At 70.1% G+C, this 17,842-nt stretch carries 13 protein-coding genes and 1 tRNA gene; 10 read left to right on the forward strand and 4 right to left on the reverse strand.

The genetic code is table 11. The features are described from left to right. Positions 1-53 precede the first annotated feature (53 nt). The 3 genes from AB0J74_RS21200 to AB0J74_RS21210 all read left to right on the forward strand — a co-directional run bounded on the left by AB0J74_RS21200 (position 54) and on the right by AB0J74_RS21210 (position 4,647). Entirely contained in the window at positions 54-1,859 is a 1,806-nt protein-coding gene (locus tag AB0J74_RS21200) for an N-6 DNA methylase (RefSeq protein ID WP_363450691.1), read from the forward strand. A 27-nt stretch (positions 1,860-1,886) separates the two neighbouring features. Further along, entirely contained in the window at positions 1,887-3,461 is a 1,575-nt protein-coding gene (locus tag AB0J74_RS21205) for a protein kinase (RefSeq protein WP_363450377.1), read from the forward strand. Between the two features lie 190 nt (positions 3,462-3,651). Next, on the forward strand, positions 3,652-4,647 hold the full coding sequence (locus AB0J74_RS21210) for a hypothetical protein (RefSeq protein WP_363450379.1): 996 nt from the start codon (positions 3,652-3,654) through the stop codon (positions 4,645-4,647). A 513-nt stretch (positions 4,648-5,160) separates the two neighbouring features. Here the strand turns inward: AB0J74_RS21210 and AB0J74_RS21215 are convergent. Beyond that, a tRNA-Arg gene (locus tag AB0J74_RS21215) sits at positions 5,161-5,232 on the reverse strand. Positions 5,233-5,559: 327 nt separating this feature from the next. On the opposite strand from AB0J74_RS21215, the gene AB0J74_RS21220 reads away from it, so the two are divergent. Then, positions 5,560-6,144, forward strand: a complete 585-nt coding sequence (locus tag AB0J74_RS21220) for a hypothetical protein (protein WP_363450381.1) — start codon at positions 5,560-5,562, stop codon at positions 6,142-6,144. Here AB0J74_RS21220 and AB0J74_RS21225 read toward each other — a convergent pair. The 3 genes from AB0J74_RS21225 to AB0J74_RS21235 form a co-directional block, all read right to left on the reverse strand. Then, positions 6,141-6,467 (reverse strand): hypothetical protein, encoded by a 327-nt coding sequence (locus AB0J74_RS21225; RefSeq protein ID WP_363450383.1) that lies wholly within the window; start codon positions 6,465-6,467, stop codon positions 6,141-6,143. The two genes, AB0J74_RS21220 and AB0J74_RS21225, sit on opposite strands and share 4 nt — an antisense overlap. 393 nt (positions 6,468-6,860) lie before the next feature. Continuing rightward, positions 6,861-7,523, reverse strand: coding sequence for a DUF305 domain-containing protein (locus tag AB0J74_RS21230; protein WP_363450385.1), 663 nt, complete (start codon positions 7,521-7,523; stop codon positions 6,861-6,863). A 3-nt stretch (positions 7,524-7,526) separates the two neighbouring features. Then, the gene (locus AB0J74_RS21235; RefSeq protein WP_363450387.1) at positions 7,527-8,327 is read right to left on the reverse strand and encodes a DUF3105 domain-containing protein; all 801 of its coding nucleotides are present in this window, start codon (positions 8,325-8,327) and stop codon (positions 7,527-7,529) included. A 96-nt stretch (positions 8,328-8,423) separates the two neighbouring features. Between AB0J74_RS21235 and argS the strand changes: the two genes are divergently transcribed. The 6 genes from argS (at position 8,424) to AB0J74_RS21265 (ending at position 17,836) form a co-directional block, all read left to right on the forward strand. Beyond that, complete coding sequence (gene argS, locus AB0J74_RS21240; RefSeq protein ID WP_363450389.1) at positions 8,424-10,088, forward strand: arginine--tRNA ligase; 1,665 nt, start codon at positions 8,424-8,426, stop codon at positions 10,086-10,088. An 8-nt stretch (positions 10,089-10,096) separates the two neighbouring features. Then, entirely contained in the window at positions 10,097-11,479 is a 1,383-nt protein-coding gene (lysA, locus tag AB0J74_RS21245; RefSeq protein WP_363450391.1) for a diaminopimelate decarboxylase, read from the forward strand. After that, on the forward strand, positions 11,476-12,780 hold the full coding sequence (locus AB0J74_RS21250) for a homoserine dehydrogenase (protein ID WP_363450393.1): 1,305 nt from the start codon (positions 11,476-11,478) through the stop codon (positions 12,778-12,780). The genes lysA and AB0J74_RS21250 overlap by 4 nt, the downstream gene beginning before the upstream one ends. A 306-nt stretch (positions 12,781-13,086) precedes the next feature. Continuing rightward, complete coding sequence (locus tag AB0J74_RS21255; protein ID WP_363450395.1) at positions 13,087-13,362, forward strand: hypothetical protein; 276 nt, start codon at positions 13,087-13,089, stop codon at positions 13,360-13,362. Positions 13,363-13,461: 99 nt separating this feature from the next. Continuing rightward, positions 13,462-14,511: a threonine synthase gene (thrC, locus tag AB0J74_RS21260; RefSeq protein WP_363450397.1), complete on the forward strand. Its 1,050-nt coding sequence runs from the start codon at positions 13,462-13,464 to the stop codon at positions 14,509-14,511. Between the two features lie 58 nt (positions 14,512-14,569). Then, a complete protein-coding gene (locus AB0J74_RS21265; protein ID WP_363450399.1) occupies positions 14,570-17,836 on the forward strand; it encodes an efflux RND transporter permease subunit in 3,267 nt (1,088 codons plus the stop codon). Positions 17,837-17,842 lie beyond the last annotated feature (6 nt).

A 17,842-nucleotide genomic window follows, 5' to 3' on the forward strand; every position in this document is an offset into this window, starting at 1 on the left:
TCCCGCAGCCCGTCGGCGGCAGCTCGGCGAGCCCGCTGTACGCGTTGACCGACGTGGAGAACTGGCTGCGCAAGCACGGCAAACCGTACGCCGTCACCACCCTGGATCAGGTGTGGCAGTCGCTGCGCGGCGCTGCGGCCGACCGGGAGCTGAGCGACCGGATCGGCCACGTCGGCGCGTTCCTCGTCGCTGTGAAGCGAGAACCGCAGCGGTGGAAGGCCCTGGCCGACCAACCCGACTCCGTGCTGATCGCGCACCTCCTCGGCCTGGTGCGCACCGGCGTCCCGGAGCTCGACGGCCTCCTCAACGCACCTGACCGGGACAGCGTCACCATCGTGCGGCTCGCCGCCGAAGCCGCCGAACGGGAAGGCGGCGCGGCCGTTCTCGACTTCCTCTGGGAGCGGTACCTGGAGGTGCACTCCCGTCGACACACGGTCACGCCCGCGTGGGTGGCGGACCTCATGATCACCCTTACCGGCGCCGCGGGCGGGCGGCTGCTTGACCCGGCGTGCGGCTTCGGCACCCTGCTGCTCGCCGGGCAGCGGGCCGGCGCCACCGAACTGTGGGGACAGGAGATCAACCCGACGGCCGCCCGCCTGGCGATGTCCCGGGTCCTTCTGCGGGCCGACGGCGCCAAGCTGGTCAGCGGCGACACCCTGCACCAAGACGGCTTCGTTGGCGAGCAGTTCGACGCCGTGGTGTGCAACCCGCCGTTCGGACAGCGCTCCTGGGAAGGGGACGATCTCACCAACGACCCCCGCTGGGCGCACGGGATGCCACCGCGCGGTGAGCCGGAGCTGGCCTGGCTCCAGCACGCCCTCGCCCACGTCCGGCCCGGCGGACACGTCGCGATCCTGATGCCGGCCGGTGCCGCCAGCCGCCGCGCCGGCCGGCGCATCCGGGCTAACCTGCTCCGGTCAGGCGCGCTCCGCGCAGTTATCCGCCTTCCCGCATGGGGTACGACGGCGTCGTCCGGCCCTGACCTTTGGTTGCTGCGTCGCCCAGACGGTACGGACCACGCGTACATGCTGCTGCTCGATGCCACCGTCGACCGCGACGGGATCGAGGACAGGTGGCGGTCGTTCCTCGCCGATCCCGCCCGCGTGGACGGTGCCGGCCGCGCGATGCGCATCATCGACCTGCTCGACGAGGAGGTCGATCTCACGCCGGCGCGACACCTCACCACGAAACCCGTCACCGGTGTGGGGAAGTTCCGGCTCTTCCGGACCGAACTGCATCACGCTCTCCGGACCCTTGCCGATATCCTGCCGGACCTGACCCGTCTGGACGCGGCCGAAACTCCGCCGGCGACCACCATCGGGGAACTGGCCAAGGCCGGCGCGGTCGTCATCCGTCAGGCGCCGATGGCGATGCCGACGGACGGCGGGGACCAACCGGTCCTCACCGCTAAGGACGTTCGCCTCGGTCGCCCCGCCTCCGGCGCGGGCAGCGCCGGCCCCGGCGTGATAGAGCTGCGGCGCGACGATGTCGTCGCCCTGCCACCGGGACGGCATCCGACGGTCCGGGTCATCAGCGAGGATGGGGGGCTGCTCGGCCCTCAACTGCTGCTCTTCCGGGTGGACCCCAACAGGCTTGACCCACACTTCTTGGCCGGGTTCATGCGCACCGCGCAAACGGCCCGCGCGTCAACCGGTTCGAACCGCGCCGACCTCTACCGCGCGCCACTGCTCCGGTTAACCATCGAAGCGCAACGCGAATACGGCAAGGCGTTCCGGACGCTGTCGGCGTTCGAGCAGTCGGTGCGGGACGCGGCGGAACTCGCAGAGTCACTCGTGGCACTAGGATTCACGGGTCTTGCTGACGGCCGTCTGGGACCGGCTGGAGCGGCGCATGAGTAGCGTGCCCAGCGCCGTGTGGGAGGGACAGTGTCGGGGCGGATCCTGAACAACGGGCGGTACGAGCTGGAGAAGCTCCCGCTCGCCCGCGGCGGCATGGGCGAGGTCTGGCTCGGCCGGGACACGAAACTCGACCGTGAGGTCGCCGTCAAGTTCATCCGGTTCCCGGACGGCGCCCGCGACGACGAGCACATCCGGAGGTTCGTACGCGAATCCCGGATCACCGCCCGCCTCGAACATCCCGGCGTGCCGGCCGTCTACGACGTGGGTGTCGGTGACGACGGCCGCCCGTTCCTGGTGATGCAGCGCGTCCGCGGCATCAGCGTCGCCGATCTCGTCGCCGAGCAGGGTCCCCTACCCATCGGCTGGGCGGTGGCGATCGCCGCCCAGGTCTGTGCTGTGCTTGCCGCCGCCCACCGCGCGTCGCTGGTGCATCGCGATCTGAAGCCGAGCAACCTCATGCTCGAACCGGACGGGAGGGTGAAGGTCCTCGACTTCGGTCTCGCCGTTGCGCCGACCCTTGCCGACTTCTCGAAGATCACTCATACGGGACAGCCCCTGGGCACACCGGCTTACATGGCGCCGGAGCAGGTGGAGGCGAACCTGAGCAGCCCTGCGACCGACCTCTACGCGCTCGGGTGCACGCTGCACGAGATGTTGGCCGGCGAGCACCTCTTCAGTGGGTCGACGTCGTACTCGGTGATGAGTAAGCAGGTCAAGGAGGAGCCGCCCCGCCTTCGCTCTCTCCGTCCGGACGCGCCGCCGGCCCTCGAACGGCTGCTGCTCGACCTGCTGAAGAAAGAACCTCAATCCAGACCCGCGAGTGCGGAGGTCGTCTTCGGCCGGCTGCTGCCATTCACCACCAACCTGCGCCCGCTACCCGGCGCGCTGGACTCGCCCGCGACGACGAGCCCTGCCCGGATGTACGCGGCGGTGCTGAGCCGGGTGTTCGCGGAGGCGAAGAGCCCAGCGCCCGCCGGCGTTCATTTGCCAAGGCGGCGCGTCGAACCCGTACCCGTCGCCCGGCCCGCGCCGGCTCTGCGTCGCAGCGACCTGGAGCGGGCCCGCAGCGAAGCCCACGAACTCGTCGAGCAGTCGCGCTACAGCCAAGCCGCGGAAATCCTTGCGGAGGCGGCAGGCCCCGCCGGCCGCTCCTTCGGTCCAACCGACCGCGACGTGGTGGACCTGCGTTTCGAGCTCGCGAACGTGCTTTTCGAAGGCGGGGACTACCGCCGTGCCGCGCCGGCGTACCAAGACCTCGCCAAGGACCTGGCCGCGGACGGCACGCAGAGGGAACTGGTGCTGCGCTGCCGCCTGCAGGAGGCGACCTGTCACGCGTTGACCGGCCAGACCAGCCAGGCGCTGCGCCAGCTTCACGACGTGCTGCGCGCCCATCGCGATGCGTACGGTGACGGCGATCACCGCACCTTCGAACTCCGTCGCCAGATCGGGTTGTTGGAACTCGGCACGGGGCAGCGCGATGCCGCGGAACAGACACTGTCGGCGCTGCTCGCCGACCTCGAACGTGCTCACAACCCGGCCAACCCGAGCACCACCGAGATCGCCGACCTGCTCGCATCGCTTCGCCGGTCGCGCCGACAGTGACCAGCGGCTCACAACCGGTGCCCTGGGGAAGCTGGGCGCCCGGCAAGGAAGGTGGTCATATGCTGCGCCACACGTGCGTGACGCCGGCGTCAGCCTGCGATGCTGAGGAAGCGCGTGGCGCGGTGATCTGGTGACGACGTACCGACGTCGCGGGCATTGGCGAACGCGTTTGGGAGGCGCCCGGCACTGGGTGACCACCCACAACGTGACCCGCTCGCCTGCCGGGTCCTCCGCTTCGCTTCAGCGGAGCTACGCGAGATCGTCTGCGGCCAGCAGCGCGGTGGGGTGGATCAGCCCGAACGCCAGCTGCCCTGTTTGCGGCGCGGCTGTCTATTTCTACGCCAATCAGTACGGCAGCCGCGTCTTCTTTGATGATCTGGGACCGCCGTGGCCCAAGCATCCGTGCACTGACAACCCCACGCGGCACGTGACCACGGTGGGCGGTCGCCAGGCACCTAGCCTCCGCGACTTCAGTGTCACGCAGCGGGCGAGCGAAGCGCGCGATCGTCGGTGGAAGCCGTACGCGGTCAAGGGCATCACGATCGAGGACGGACAGTCGCGAATCACACTTCAGCCGCTCAATGGGACTGGGCGAGGGCCATCGTGGACAGTCTTGAGTCCGTTGCACCTGCGAGCCGACGACCTTGTCTTTGTGCGGGCACAGCAGATGTCCTATTTCGACGCCGACGCGTGTGAACCGGCGGTCGCCGAGGATTCCAGGCGCGCCGCTCAGATCGCTCGAAAGTTGATCACCGAACGGGACAAGGAGCACGTCCTTTCGACGCTCGCCGCGCGAGTCGCCGCCCGGGAGATGATGCCCGACGACTTGGCGGACGTAACGGTCGCCCTCCTGGCCGCGCGAACTCGCGGCGAGCTCGCCGAGGCTCTCAAGATCAGAGTCACGGACCTGAAGGTCGCGCCGCCTCGCCGCAGCGACCTATGGCTGCTCGCGACCGCGTTCGTGCTGATGGTCGGGGCGACCAGCACCGCCGAAGGCGGACGCTCCTTCCTGATGATGCTTCCTGGATTGCTGCTCATGGCGACGGCGGTCTACCGTCTCAACCCGGATATGGAGCCTGGACCTAGATTCCTCCTTGCGGTGATGACAGCCTTGGTAACGATCTGTCCCGCCGGCGTGCTCGGCGGTGCGATCCAGGTCGAGATCCTCCATCGCTTACCGCGGTAATAAACGACTTCAGAACATGCGCCTGCGGACGGGAAGGGTGGGCTGACCGGCCGCAAGAGGACGTTCGCTCATGGAGGGCATGGGCAAGCAAGGGTTGGCCCATCGGGCGTTCAGGTTGGGGCTCAAGGCGCAGATCCAGGTGTTGGCAGGGAGACCGGATGATCGGTTACGTAACGCGGCATGTTCTTGCTGTCAACGACCGAGATCGCGGTGCGGAATGACTGCGGCGGGTCCGGACGGCGGCACTTCTGGCGAGGATCGAGCTGGCTGACTACCACGCCGCAGCCCGGCCCCACCCAACGACCATGTTCGTTGCTGAACCCTGCTGCGGCCGCTGGTCCAGATCGACCTTCACCTACTGGCGGCGGGCTGCCGGGCGATTGCTCGACGCATTCCGCGTGGATATCCACTACGACCACCGCACACGTCGGGACCGCTAGTGAGCGCTAACCCGGTCCGGTACGGAGAGAAGATGCGGCGGCCGACGAATCGGACTTGCACAGTTTTATTATGTGCCCCCGGCAGGATTCGAACCTGCGCCCCCGCCTCCGGAGGGCGGTGCTCTATCCCCTGAGCTACGGGGGCTCAGCGACCGAGAAAGAGTACCAGGGATCCGACCGGTGGCGCGCGGAGGCACCCGTCAGGTGCCGTATCCGGGGTCCGAGCTGCGGTGGAAGCTGTCTCTTCAGTGGATGCGCCGGATGTCAGCCGCCGAGAAGCATGTGTCGTCCGGGCAACTACGGAGGCTGGGGGATCATGCGTTGGCGGCCCGCGCTTGCACTCGCTGCTGCGGCGGTGGTTGCCGCCCTCATGGGCGGTGTGTGGCCGGCCTGGGCTGATCAACCAGCCGGCGTCCCGGTGCCAAGCGCGGCCCAGACAGACACGGCGCCGGGTCCCGCCCAGCCGCCAAGGGTGCAGCCGGGCGCCACCCCGCCGACCACGCTGACGCTGGTCGCGGCCCAGCCAGCCACGGTGGCGCTGAGCGCGGCCCGGCCAACCACGGCGGCGGCCGAGCCACGGCCGACGCGGGTCCCGCCGCCCCCGAGCCGGTCGGCCGGCGCGCCGTTGCCGGCCAGGACCGCCAGCGTGGTGATCCCACGGCCCGACCCAGAGGGGTCGTTGACGGTCGAAAGGCAGACCCTCCGCACCGCACCACCGCAGAAGCCGCAGCTCGCGCCGGCGCCGACCGGGCCCGCGGTGATCCACGACGCCATCGTCGGCGTCGCCGTCAAGGCGGCGGTCGTCGGAGCCGAGCGGTCAGCCATGCATCACGCGGCCCGCCAAGGGGCACGGCGGGACGATCCGATGGTGCTGCCGACCGCCACCGCCATCGTGCCCAGCGCCGGATCGTCAGTACCCGGCACCGGCGGAGGCAACGGCGGCACCGACCCACCGGCAACCGGCATGGCCGTCGGTAGCGTGCTGCTGATCGGCGTCGGGCTGATCGCCGCGGGCGTCGCCCTTGTCGGCCTCCGAAACCGCCGCGACCCCGTCTAAGGCCGCTCGCAGTTGGGCATCGGATGGATCACCACCCGGTGGATCAATCGGCGCGGTAGCTGCCAGGTGGCCCAGGAGCCGTCGACGATCGCGTGGACGGTGCGGCCGCGGCTCAGGCGTGAGAGGAACTCGCGCGGGAGCATCGCCATCGGACCGCCGGGAGCGATCATGAAGCTGATCCGGACCCGGCCCGGTGGGCCCGCGACCGAGGTGATGACGTCGGCGGCGGGGGTGACGCCGCACAACCGGGTACGGCCGATCCAGTGCAGGTCGGCGCGGTGGGCGGCCGCTGTTTCGGCGATCACCGGGTAGGCCGTCGTCATCCAGCGGGCCACCGCGCCCGCGCACATTGGGCAGGCACGCTCCGCCGGGTCACGCGAAACCGCGCCCCAGGCGGACAGCAGGCGATTCACCCGGGCGTGTGACAGGGGAGACCCGGACAGGCCCGCCGCCAGAGAGGCAACGGAGCGGCGGGTCCAGAGATCACCGGGCAGGTTGTGATCGGCGGGAAAACGGCTGCGGATCGTATCGATCAGGTTAAGTTCTTGCAGGCGGGTGAGTGTGACCACCCGCCCTGCGCGTGGGCCGGCGGCCAGTGCGCCGTCGCCACCGATGCGCTCGCGTCGGCACCAACTCAGCGCCGAGCTGCGCGGGTCGAGAAGTGCCCCCATGTGCAGTCAACGACGACCGGCACAGGGAGTAACGGACAAATTACGCTAAGCGCCGATCTTGGTGAGGATCTGCTGGATGAACTCGAGTTCGGCGCGCTGGTTGTTGGCCATCGCCTGGGCCAGCCAGGTGACGTCGTCGTCGTGGGAGACACCGACGACGCCCTCGACCATGTGGATGCCGCCCAGGTGGTGCTGTTGCATCAGGTGCAGGTAGAGCTGGTCGAACTCGGCGCCGGTCGCGTTGCGCAGCTTCGTCATGTCTTCCGGGCTGGCCATGCCGGGCATGAGCCCGTTCTTCATCAGGCTGGCGCCGTCTTTCATCCAGCTCATCCGCGGCTGGTGCCCGGTCGGCTCGAGCCCCCACTCGCGCAGCCAGGTCTGCATCATGCCGATCTGGGCCTGCTGCGCCTGGACGATCTCGCCGGCCAGCAGGCGCAGGTCGGGCTGGGTGCTCTTGTCGAGCGCCAGCATCGACATCTCCACCGCCTGGGCGTGGTGGGTCGACATGTCGCGGGCGAAGCCGGCCTCGACCGAGTCGTCGCCGGGGTGGCTGCGCGAATGCGCGAACCACCCCGCGCCGAAGACCGCGACGAGCACGAGCACGGCGGCGACGACGGCGGCCGCGATGGTCAGCGGCCGCCGGCCCCGTGGCGCGGTCGGTTGGGACTCGACACCATCAACCACGGGATCGTCGTACGTCGTGCTCATTGGTCACTGTCCTTGAGGCTGCTGGAGCTCCCGGGGGGTCGTCCCGGTCGCGGTCACGCCGCCCGAGCAGCCGACGCCGGGTTCCATGGTGGCGTTGGTCCGCAGAGCGCGGATGAACTCGTCGATCCGCTTGTCGCTCGCGTTGTCGACCTTGAGCTGGTAGCCCCAGGCCTGGAGCGAGATCGGCTTGTCGAGCCCCGGGAAGGGGCTCATCATGGTGAACTCCTGACCCTGGACCTTGGATGCGAGCGCCGCGACCTGATCCTTGGGCAGGTCAGGCCGATAGGTGACCCAGACCGCGCCGTGCTCGAGGCTGTGCACCGCGTTCTCGTTGGCGATCTGCGCGTCGTAGACGTCGCCCATGCAGTTCTGCCAGCTCACGTTGTGGTCACCGGCGACCGGCGGCGACTGCGGGTATTGGATCGAGCCGCTCTTGTGCGAACGGGTGTCGACCAGCTTGGGGTCGGACTTGCGGAAGTTGGCGATGCCGGAGATCCCGTCGGCCTTGTCCTGCCAGGTCTTCGGGCCGACGGTGACGGCGTAGACGCCGTACCCGATGATCGCGACGGCGATCACGCCGACGGCCGCGAACAGCGCGATCGGGCCCCAGCTGCGGCCCTGGCTGACCTTGACCGGAGTGACCGGCTTGCGGGGACGGCCACCGCCACCCGGGCGGGCCCCACCGCTGGGACGGCCGCCACCACCACGCGCGGACGGGGGTCGCCCCGCGCCGGCCGTGGCCTTCTTGGCTGCGGGTGGCGCGGTCTGACGGCTCGAGTCGCCGGCCGGAGTGCTGATGCTCATGGTGCCTCGTCAGGTCGGTCGGTGATGGGGGGATGCATCATCGGGCGCGCAGGGTCGCCACCGAGTGACAGAGTCTACCCCCGCTAGCATGGATCAGTGACTCCCGCCAAGCTCGCCGAGGTCGTGCTCGCCGCCGCCCGCACCGTGTTCTCCGCCCGCGGACTCGATCAGTCCGCGCTGCCCGAGACGGTGACGGTCGAGCGACCCCGCAACCCCGAGCACGGCGACTATGCCGCCACGCTGGCACTACAGCTCGCGAAGAAGATCGGCGTGCCGCCGCGGGAGCTGGCCGCGGAGCTCGCCGAGCAGCTCGGCCGCGCGTCAGGTATCAAATCGGTAGAGATCGCCGGGCCCGGCTTCCTCAACATCCGACTCGACGCCGCCGCCGCCGGCCAGTTGGCCCGCGAGGTTGTCGAGGCGGGAGAGGCCTACGGGCACAGTGAGCGCTCTGCGGGCCAGCGGGTCAACCTGGAGTTCGTCTCGGCCAACCCGACCGGGCCGGTGCACATCGGCGGCGTCCGCTGGGCCGCGGTCGGCGACGCGCTGAGCCGGCTGCTGCGGGCCACCGGCGCCGAGGTGACCACCGAGTACTACTTCAACGACGCCGGCTCGCAGATCGACCGGTTCGCCCGGTCGTTGCGGGCCGCGGCGAAGGGGGAGCCGGCGCCGGAAGACGGTTACCGGGGCGCCTACATCGGTGAGATCGCCGGCACCGTTGTCGAGTTGCACCCGGAGGCGCTGACCGCGCTCGAGCCGGAGAGCCTGGAGACGTTCCGGGTCGCCGGCGTCGCCATCATGTTCGACGAGATCAAGAGTTCGCTCGCCGATTTCGGCGTGCACTTCGACGTCTACTTCAACGAGAAGCAGATGCACGACAAGGGCGAGCTCGACCTGGCGCTGGAGCGGCTGCGGGCCGAGGGGCACGTCTTCGAGGCCGACGGCGCGGTCTGGCTGCGCACCACCGACTTCGGCGACGACAAAGACCGGGTGCTGCGCAAGTCCGACGGCGACTGGACCTATTTCGCTGGTGACTGCGCCTACTACCTCGACAAGCGTGAGCGTGGCTTCGACCGGGTGGTCATCATGCTCGGCGCCGACCACCACGGCTACGTCGGCCGGATGCGGGCCATGTCGGCGTGTTTCGGTGACGACCCCGACAGCAACCTGGAAATCCTCATCGGACAGTTGGTCAACCTGCTCGAAAACGGCGAGGCGCTGCGCATGTCCAAGCGCGCCGGCACCACGCTGACCCTCGAAGACCTGGTCGAGAAGATCGGTGTCGACGCCGCGCGTTACGCGCTGGCCCGGTTCTCCATCGACTCGCCGATCGACATCGACGTCGACCTCTGGACGCGGTCCACAAGGGACAACCCCGTCTACTACGTGCAGTACGTGGCCGCCCGCACCGCGAGCGTGGCCCGCAACGCCGCCGACGTCGGGCTGACCCGCGGCTCCGGCGAGGCCTTCCACCCCGAGCTGCTCGACCACGAGAAGGAACTCGACCTGCTCAAGTCGCTGGGTGACTACCCGGCGGTGGTCGCCACCGCGGCCGAGCTGCGCGAGCCACACCGGGTGGCGCGCTACCTCGAGGACCTGGCCGGTGCCTACCACCGGTTCTACGACAACTGCCGGGTTCTGCCCCGGGGCGACGAGGAGATCACCGACACGCACCGCGCGCGGCTGTGGCTCAACGACGCCACCCGCACAGTGATCGCCAATGGGCTCGGCCTGCTCGGCGTGACCGCACCAGAACGGATGTAACACCGGATATGAGGGCGCACGAAGCTGGCGCGCTGCACGGGGACTTCGGCCAAGGCCCTGCCTGGCTGCGTACCCCCGATGATGTCAACGCCTTGGTTCCGCAACTGTGGCCGCGCGGGGTGACCCGCGACGCCGAGGGCGTGTTGACCGTCGGGGGCCTCGGCGTCGAGCGGCTCCGGGCCGAATTCGGCACGCCGGCCTACGTACTCGATGAAGATGATCTTAGGTCCCGGGCCCGCGACTTCAGGGCCGCGTTCGCCGGGCACGACATCTACTACGCCGGCAAGGCGTTCCTCTGCCGGGCGGTGGTGCGCGCGATCAACGAGGAGGGCCTGTTCCTCGACGTCTGCACCGGCGGCGAACTGGCCACCGCGCTCTCGGCCGGGATGCCGCCCGAGCGGATCGGCTTCCACGGCAACAACAAATCGGTGTCCGAGCTGTCGCGGGCGCTCGACGCCGGCGTGGGGCGGATCATCGTCGACTCGTTCGACGAGATCGACCGGCTGACGGCGCTCGCGCGCGAGAAGAACATTCGCCAACCCGTTCTGGTACGGGTGACCGTCGGCGTCGAGGCGCACACCCACGAGTTCATCGCCACCGCGCACGAGGACCAGAAGTTCGGCTTCTCGGTCGGCGGTGGAGCGGCGTTCAAAGCGGTGAGCAAGATCCTCGACGACGACGTGCTCGACCTGCGGGGGTTGCACTCGCACATCGGCTCGCAGATCTTCGACGCCAGCGGGTTCGAGGTCTCCGCCCGGCGGGTGCTCGCGCTGCAGGCGCAGATCCGCGACGCGCGCGGCGTCGAGTTGCCCGAGATCGACCTCGGTGGCGGCTTCGGCATCGCCTACACCACCCAGGACGACCCGTCGTCGCCCGCCGACCTGGCCGAGCGAATGATCAAGATCGTCGACGACGAGTGCGCGGCGCTCGACCTGGCCACGCCGAAGCTGTCGATCGAGCCCGGCCGGGCCATCGTCGGTCCCGCGATGTTCACGCTCTACGAGGTCGGCACCGTCAAAGACGTCGACGGCTTGCGCACCTACGTCAGCGTCGACGGGGGGATGAGCGACAACATCCGGACCGCGTTGTACGACGCGTCCTACTCAGCCACGCTCGCCGGGCGGGCGTCGACCGCCGACCCGATCCTTGCCCGGGTGGTGGGAAAACATTGTGAGTCCGGGGACATCGTGGTGAAGGATGAATTCCTGCCCGCTGACGTGCAGCCCGGAGATCTTCTCGCCGTGCCCGGCACCGGCGCCTACTGCCGGAGCATGGCCAGCAACTACAACCACGTGCCCCGGCCACCGGTGGTCGCCGTCCGCGGCGGCGAGGCACGGGTGATCGTCCGGCGGGAGACCGAAGCCGACCTCCTCGCATTGGATGTGGGATGAGTAAGAGTGTTCGTGTCGCGTTGCTCGGTTGCGGCACCGTCGGTGCCGAGGTCGTGCGCCTGCTGCACGAGCAGGCCGCTGACCTGACCGCGCGGATCGGCGCGCCGATCGAGATCGTCGGCATCGCCGTGCGGCGGCCCGGGCGCGACCGCGGTGACCTGCCGGTCGACCCGGCGCTGTTCACGACCGACGCGCTCGGCCTGGTCAAGCGCGAAGACGTCGACGTGGTGGTCGAGGTCGTCGGCGGCATCGAGCCGGCCCGCACCTGGCTGGTCGAGGCGCTGCGCGCCGGCAAGAGCGTGGTCACCGCCAACAAGGCGCTGCTCGCCGAAGACGGCGGCACGCTGCACGACGCGGCGACCGAGGGCGCGGCCGACCTCTACTACGAGGCGGCCGTCGCGGGCGCGATCCCGCTGCTGCGTCCGCTGCGCGAGTCGTTGCACGGCGACACGATCACCCGGGTCACCGGCATCGTCAACGGCACCACCAACTTCATCCTCTCGGCGATGGACGAGACCGGCGCCGGCTTCGAGGAGGCGCTCGAAGAGGCGACCGAGCTTGGCTACGCCGAAGCCGACCCGACGGCCGACGTCGAGGGCTTCGACGCGGCCGCGAAGGCGTCGATCCTGGCGTCGTTGGCGTTCCACACCCGGGTCGGCGCGGCCGACGTCTACCGGGAGGGGATCACCGCGGTCAGCGCCCGCGACGTGGCCAGCGCCAAGCAGATGGGCTGCACGATCAAGCTGCTCTGCATCGCCACCCGGGCCCTCGACAACGACGGCCGCCCGTCGGTCAGCGTGCGGGTGCACCCCGCGATGATCCCGCGCAGCCACCCGCTGGCCAGCGTCGGCGACGCCTTCAACGCGGTCTTCGTCGAGGCCGAGGCGGCCGGCCAACTGATGTTCTACGGCCGCGGCGCCGGCGGCGCGCCAACTGCCAGCGCGGTGCTCGGCGACCTGGTCGCGGTGGCCCGCAACCATTTGGCCGGCACCCGGGCGGCCAGTGAGTCGGCCTACGCGGCGCTGCCGATCCGCCCGATGGGTGAGGCCGTCACCCGCTACCACGTCAGCCTCGACGTAGCCGACCGCGCCGGCGTCCTGGCCACGGTGGCCGGCATCTTCGCCAAACACGACGTCTCGATCGCCACGGTCCGCCAATCCGGCCGCGGCGACGATGCCGTGCTGGTGATCGTCACCCACGGCGCCCCCGACGCGGCCCTGGCCGCGACCGTGGAGGAGTTGCGCGGCCTCGAGTTCGTCCGCGCCATCGCCAGCGTCCTGCGCGTCGAGGGCGGCGCCTGACCCGTCGGCCCAGCGAACATCGCGGGTTGACCTGCGCCTTGGGTGGCGCCTGACCGCGGCCCGGTGGGTCGCTGTTGGGGCGTCCTCGGCGTTCTGGCGCCCGCTCCCGATGGAGGGCTTCGCGCGAGGCGCGGCTTGGGTTGGTGGAGGCTGCGTCTGGCGTGTCGCTCCCGACACGCCGGGTGTCGGCTCGCCTCGCGAGATCTAGGTAAAGAAGTGCGGCTATAGCAGCAATTTTACTAGATTTACCCGCGCAGGGGCATGGGGCGGGTGCGGGGGTGGCCCGGGAGCGCGACCGTGGTCCTCGTGTCCGGCGCAGCCGGCCGTGTCGGCCCGCTCGCCGGCCAGATCGCCGCTGCCGCCGCGCGGTCACCGTCATCGGCAGCGCCGCGAGCCGGGCGAAGGTCGACTTCGTGGTCGAGGAGCTCGGCAACCGCCTACCACGACGGTCGGCCGGACTTCGCCGAGGGCCGCTTCACCTACCCGCACACCATCGTGGACGGCGGGCTGCGAAGCGTGCCGGCCGCATTCGTCGACCTGCTCGCCGGCAAGCACCGCGGCAACGTCACCGTGCGGCTCTGAGCAGGGCGTCCCGACCGCTGGAACGGACCTATCCGGTTGCGGAGATCACTAAGCGTGTGCCTACGCTGGCCGCAACGCTTCAGAGCCAGGGAGATCGCCATGTGGCGGGGACTGATCGACGCCTACCGGGACCGGCTGCCGGTCACCGACGCCACCCCGGTCGTCACGCTCCACGAGGGCAACACGCCGCTGCTGCCGGCACCGGTGCTCTCCTCGCGTACCGGTGCCGAGGTGTTCCTCAAGGTCGAGGGCGCCAACCCGACCGGCTCCTTCAAGGACCGCGGCATGACGGTGGCCGTCTCCCGGGCGGTCGAGGCCGGCAACAAGGCGATCATCTGCGCCTCCACCGGCAACACCAGCGCGTCCGCGGCGGCGTACGCCGCCCGGGCGGGGCTGACCTGCGCGGTGCTGGTCCCGCAGGGCAAGATCGCGCTCGGCAAGCTCGCACAGGCCCTGGTCCACGGCGCCAAGCTCCTGCAGGTCAGCGGCAACTTCGACGACTGCCTCGGGCTCGCCTCCAAGCTGGCGGTGGAATACCCGGTCGCGCTGGTCAACTCGGTCAACGTCGACCGGCTGCACGGCCAGAAGACGGCCGCGTTCGAGATCGTCGAGGCGCTCGGCGACGCCCCGGAGATCCATTGCCTGCCGGTCGGCAACGCCGGCAACATCGCCGCCTACTGGATGGGCTACGGGGAAGACGCGGCGGCCGGGCGGGCCACCCGTACACCCAGGATGTTCGGTTTTCAGGCTTCTGGAGCCGCACCGATCGTGACCGGCAGCGTGGTCCGTGAGCCGTCGACGATCGCCACCGCGATCCGGATCGGCAACCCGGCGAGCTGGACCAAGGCCGTCGACGCCCGCGACGAGTCGGGCGGGCGGATCGACGCGGTGACCGACCGGGAGATCCTGGCCGCCTACCGGATGCTGGCCCGCGAGGTCGGCGTGTTCGTCGAGTTGGGCAGCGCCGCCAGCGTCGCCGGCCTGCTGCAGAGCGCCGCCGCCGGGCTGATCCCGCGCGGCGCGACGGTGGTCTGCACGGTCACCGGGCACGGCCTCAAAGACCCCGAATGGGCCATTTCCACCGCACCTTCCCCCATCACCATCCGAAACGACGTGTTGCTCGCAGCCCGTGCGTTAGATCTCGCCTGAGGCTTTCCCTCGCACCCCGCGCGGAGGGCGCACAGAGGGCTACGCCAAAATCTTCCGCATGTCGCTACTCGCCCGGCTCAGTCTTGCCAACCGGGGTCTCGTGGCGCTGATCGCGGTGGTCATCACGCTGTTCGGCGTCTTCACCCTGCCCCAGCTCAAGCAGCAGCTCCTGCCCTCGCTGGAGTTCCCGGGCGCGTTCATCATCGCGACCTATCCCGGCGCCTCGCCGGAGGTGGTCGAGCAGCAGGTCACCGAGCCGCTGGAAAACAGCATCCAGGGCATCGACGGGCTCGACAAGGTCAACTCGACCAGCCGCGAGGGCTCGGCGACCGTCCAGGTCTCCTACGAGTTCGGCACCGACCTCGACAACGCCGTCAACCAGATGCAGACGGCGATCAACCGGATCCGCCCGCAGCTGCCCGACAACGTCGACCCGACGGTGTTCGCCGGCAGCACCGACGACCTGCCGGTGCTGGTGCTCGCCGCGACCATCCGCGACGACGAGCGCGCGCTGGCCGACCGGCTGCGCACCCAGGTGGTGCCGGAGCTGGAGGGGATCGACGGCGTCCGCACGGTCAACGTCTCCGGCGCCCGCGACCCGATCGTCAAGATCACGCCGAACCCGGCGAAGCTGGCCGCGGCGAAGGTGAGCCCGGCTTCGATCCCGGCGGCGTTGCAGGCCAACGGCGTGACGATCCCGGCCGGCTCGATCACCGACGCCGGCAAGACCTACGCGGTGCAGACCGGCGGCCAGATCGACTCGCTCGACAAGCTCAAGGGCATCTACCTGCCCGCCGCGACCGGCACCCCGCCGGCGAAGCTCGGCGACGTCACCGACGTGGTCGAAGACCTGGCGCCGGCGACCTCGTTCACCCGCACCAACGGCACCGCGAGCCTGGGCATCGAGGTCTTCGGAACGCCCGACAGCAACGCCGTCGAGATCTCCCACCAGGTCAACGACAAGCTCGCCGACCTCGGCACCACGGTCAACTCGGATCTGACCGTCGTGTTCGACCAGGCGCCGTTCGTCGAGAAGTCGATCGACAGCCTGACCACCGAGGGCCTGCTCGGCCTCTTGATGGCCGTGATCGTGATCCTGGTCTTCCTGCTCTCGGTGCGCTCCACACTGGTCACCGCGGTGTCGATCCCGCTGTCGGTGCTGGTCGCGCTGATCGTGCTCTACCTGGGCGACTACTCGCTCAACCTGCTCACGCTCGGCGCGCTGACGATCGCCGTGGGCCGGGTGGTCGACGACTCGATCGTCGTGCTGGAAAACATCAAACGACATCTCGGGTACGGCGAGAACAAGCGCACCGCGATCCTCACCGGCGTACGCGAGGTCGCCGGCGCCGTGACGGCCTCCACGCTGACCACGGTCGCCGTGTTCGCGCCGATCGCGCTGGTCGGCGGCTTCGTCGGGCAGCTCTTCGCGCCGTTCGCCATCACCGTCACGGTCGCGCTGCTCGCCTCGCTGCTGGTCTCGCTGACCGTGATCCCGGTGCTGGCCTACTGGTTCCTGCGGCCGGCCGGCACCGGCGCCGACGAGGAGCGGGTCCGCGCCGAGGCCGAGGCCAAGGAGCGCGACAACAAGCTGCAGAAGGCCTACCTGCCGGTGATCCGGTTCGCGACGGCCCGCCGCTGGACCACGGTGGCCATCGGCCTGCTGGTGCTGATCGGCACGTTCGCGCTCGGCACCCGACTGGAAACCAACTTCCTGGACGACAGCGGCGGCAACAGCCTGGCGATCCAGCAGGAGCTGCCGGTCGGCAGCGGCCTCGCGCAGACCGACCAGGCCGCAGGCCAGGTCGAGGCGATCCTCGGCCGCACCGACGGCATCGAGTCCTACCAGGTCAGCGCCGGCGGTTCGGGGCTGCCGTGGGAAGGCGCGGCCGGCGGTCGCACGGCCAGCTACTCGCTGACCCTGCGCGAGGGCGTCGAGTCCAAGGACGTGGAAGCGACCCTGCGCGACGAGTTCGGCAAGCTGAGCAACGCCGGCGAGTTCACCTTCGGCCAGGGCAACTCGGATACCAACCAGCTCGCGGTCGTGGTCCGGGCCGCCGACCAGGACGCCCTCGCGGCGGCCGCCGAGCAGGTGCGCGCCGCGATGGCGGACACGCCCGACGTGGCCGACGTGCAGAGCGGGCTGGCCGACAGCTCCACCCGCTTCGACGTCACGCTCGACCGGTCGATGGCCGCCGCCTACGGGCTGACGGACCAGTCGGTGGGCCAGATCGTCGCCGCCGCGATGCGGGGCGCGCCGCTCGGCCAGGTCACCGTCGACGGCCAGCGGGTCGACGTCGTGCTGCAGACCGGCACCCCGCCGACCACCGTGGAGGAACTGCGCGCGCTGCCGGTCGGCCCGATGAAGTGGAACGGGCCGCTGACGCTGGGCCAGGTCGCGCAGGTGCAGACCGTCGAGGGCCCGCTGGCGATCGACCGGATCGACGGCGACCGCAGCGTCACGGTGACCGGCACGGCCACCGGGTCCAACCTCGGCGCGACGACCAAGGCGCTCAAGGCGAAGCTCGGCGGGCTGACCCTCAAGGACGGCGCGACCTGGGAGGTCGGCGGTGTCAGCGCCGACCAGGCCGACGCGTTCCGCAAGCTGATCATGGCGGTGCTGGCGGCCATCGCGATCGTCTTCGTGATCATGGTGGCCACCTTCCGCAGCCTGGTGCAGCCGCTGATCCTGTTGGTCTCGGTGCCGTTCGCGGCGACCGGCGCGCTCGGCCTGCTGCTGCTGACCGGCACCCCGCTGGGCGTGCCGGCGCTGATCGGCATGCTGATGCTGGTCGGCATCGTGGTCACCAACGCGATCGTCCTGATGGACCTGATCAACCAATACCGCGACCAGGGTATGAGCGTCCGGGACGCGGTGGTCGAGGGCGGCCGGCGCCGGCTGCGGCCGATCCTGATGACCGCGGTGGCGACGATCTTCGCGCTGCTGCCGATGGCGCTCGGCCTGACCGGCGAGGGCGGGTTCATCTCGCAGCCGCTGGCCGTGGTCGTGATCGGCGGCCTGGTCACCTCGACGCTGCTGACGCTGGTGCTGGTGCCGACGCTCTACACGATGGTCGAGGGCACCAAGGAGCGGTTCCGGCTGCGCCGGGCCGGTGTGGCCCCGGCACCGAGCCCGTCGTCCAACGGCCACAAGACCTTCGACGACATCGCACCCAACCAGGTCGCGACGCCGGCCGGCTCGCCGTTGCAGCGCACCGCCGACCCGGACCCGAGCCGGCCGTCGGCGGCGCTGCTGGAGGGCACCGACCAGTTCGAGGTGTTGCGGCTCCCGCGCAACCGGCCCCGCCCGCCCAGCGAGGACTGAGCACAA

This window comes from Asanoa sp. NPDC049573 (genome assembly GCF_040676615.1).
Lineage (GTDB): Bacteria > Actinomycetota > Actinomycetes > Mycobacteriales > Micromonosporaceae > Asanoa.

Bases quoted from the DNA above. Each gene is read 5' to 3' on its own strand.
- AB0J74_RS21225 (WP_363450383.1), bottom strand. From the start codon at position 6,467: ATGACGACGGCCTACCCGGTGATCGCCGAAACAGCGGCCGCCCACCGC.
- AB0J74_RS21230 (WP_363450385.1), bottom strand. From the start codon at position 7,523: ATGAGCACGACGTACGACGATCCCGTGGTTGATGGTGTCGAGTCCCAA.
- thrC (WP_363450397.1), top strand. From the start codon at position 13,462: ATGTGGCGGGGACTGATCGACGCCTACCGGGACCGGCTGCCGGTCACC.
- AB0J74_RS21265 (WP_363450399.1), top strand. From the start codon at position 14,570: ATGTCGCTACTCGCCCGGCTCAGTCTTGCCAACCGGGGTCTCGTGGCG.
- lysA (WP_363450391.1), top strand. From the start codon at position 10,097: ATGAGGGCGCACGAAGCTGGCGCGCTGCACGGGGACTTCGGCCAAGGC.
- AB0J74_RS21250 (WP_363450393.1), top strand. From the start codon at position 11,476: ATGAGTAAGAGTGTTCGTGTCGCGTTGCTCGGTTGCGGCACCGTCGGT.
- AB0J74_RS21235 (WP_363450387.1), bottom strand. From the start codon at position 8,327: ATGAGCATCAGCACTCCGGCCGGCGACTCGAGCCGTCAGACCGCGCCA.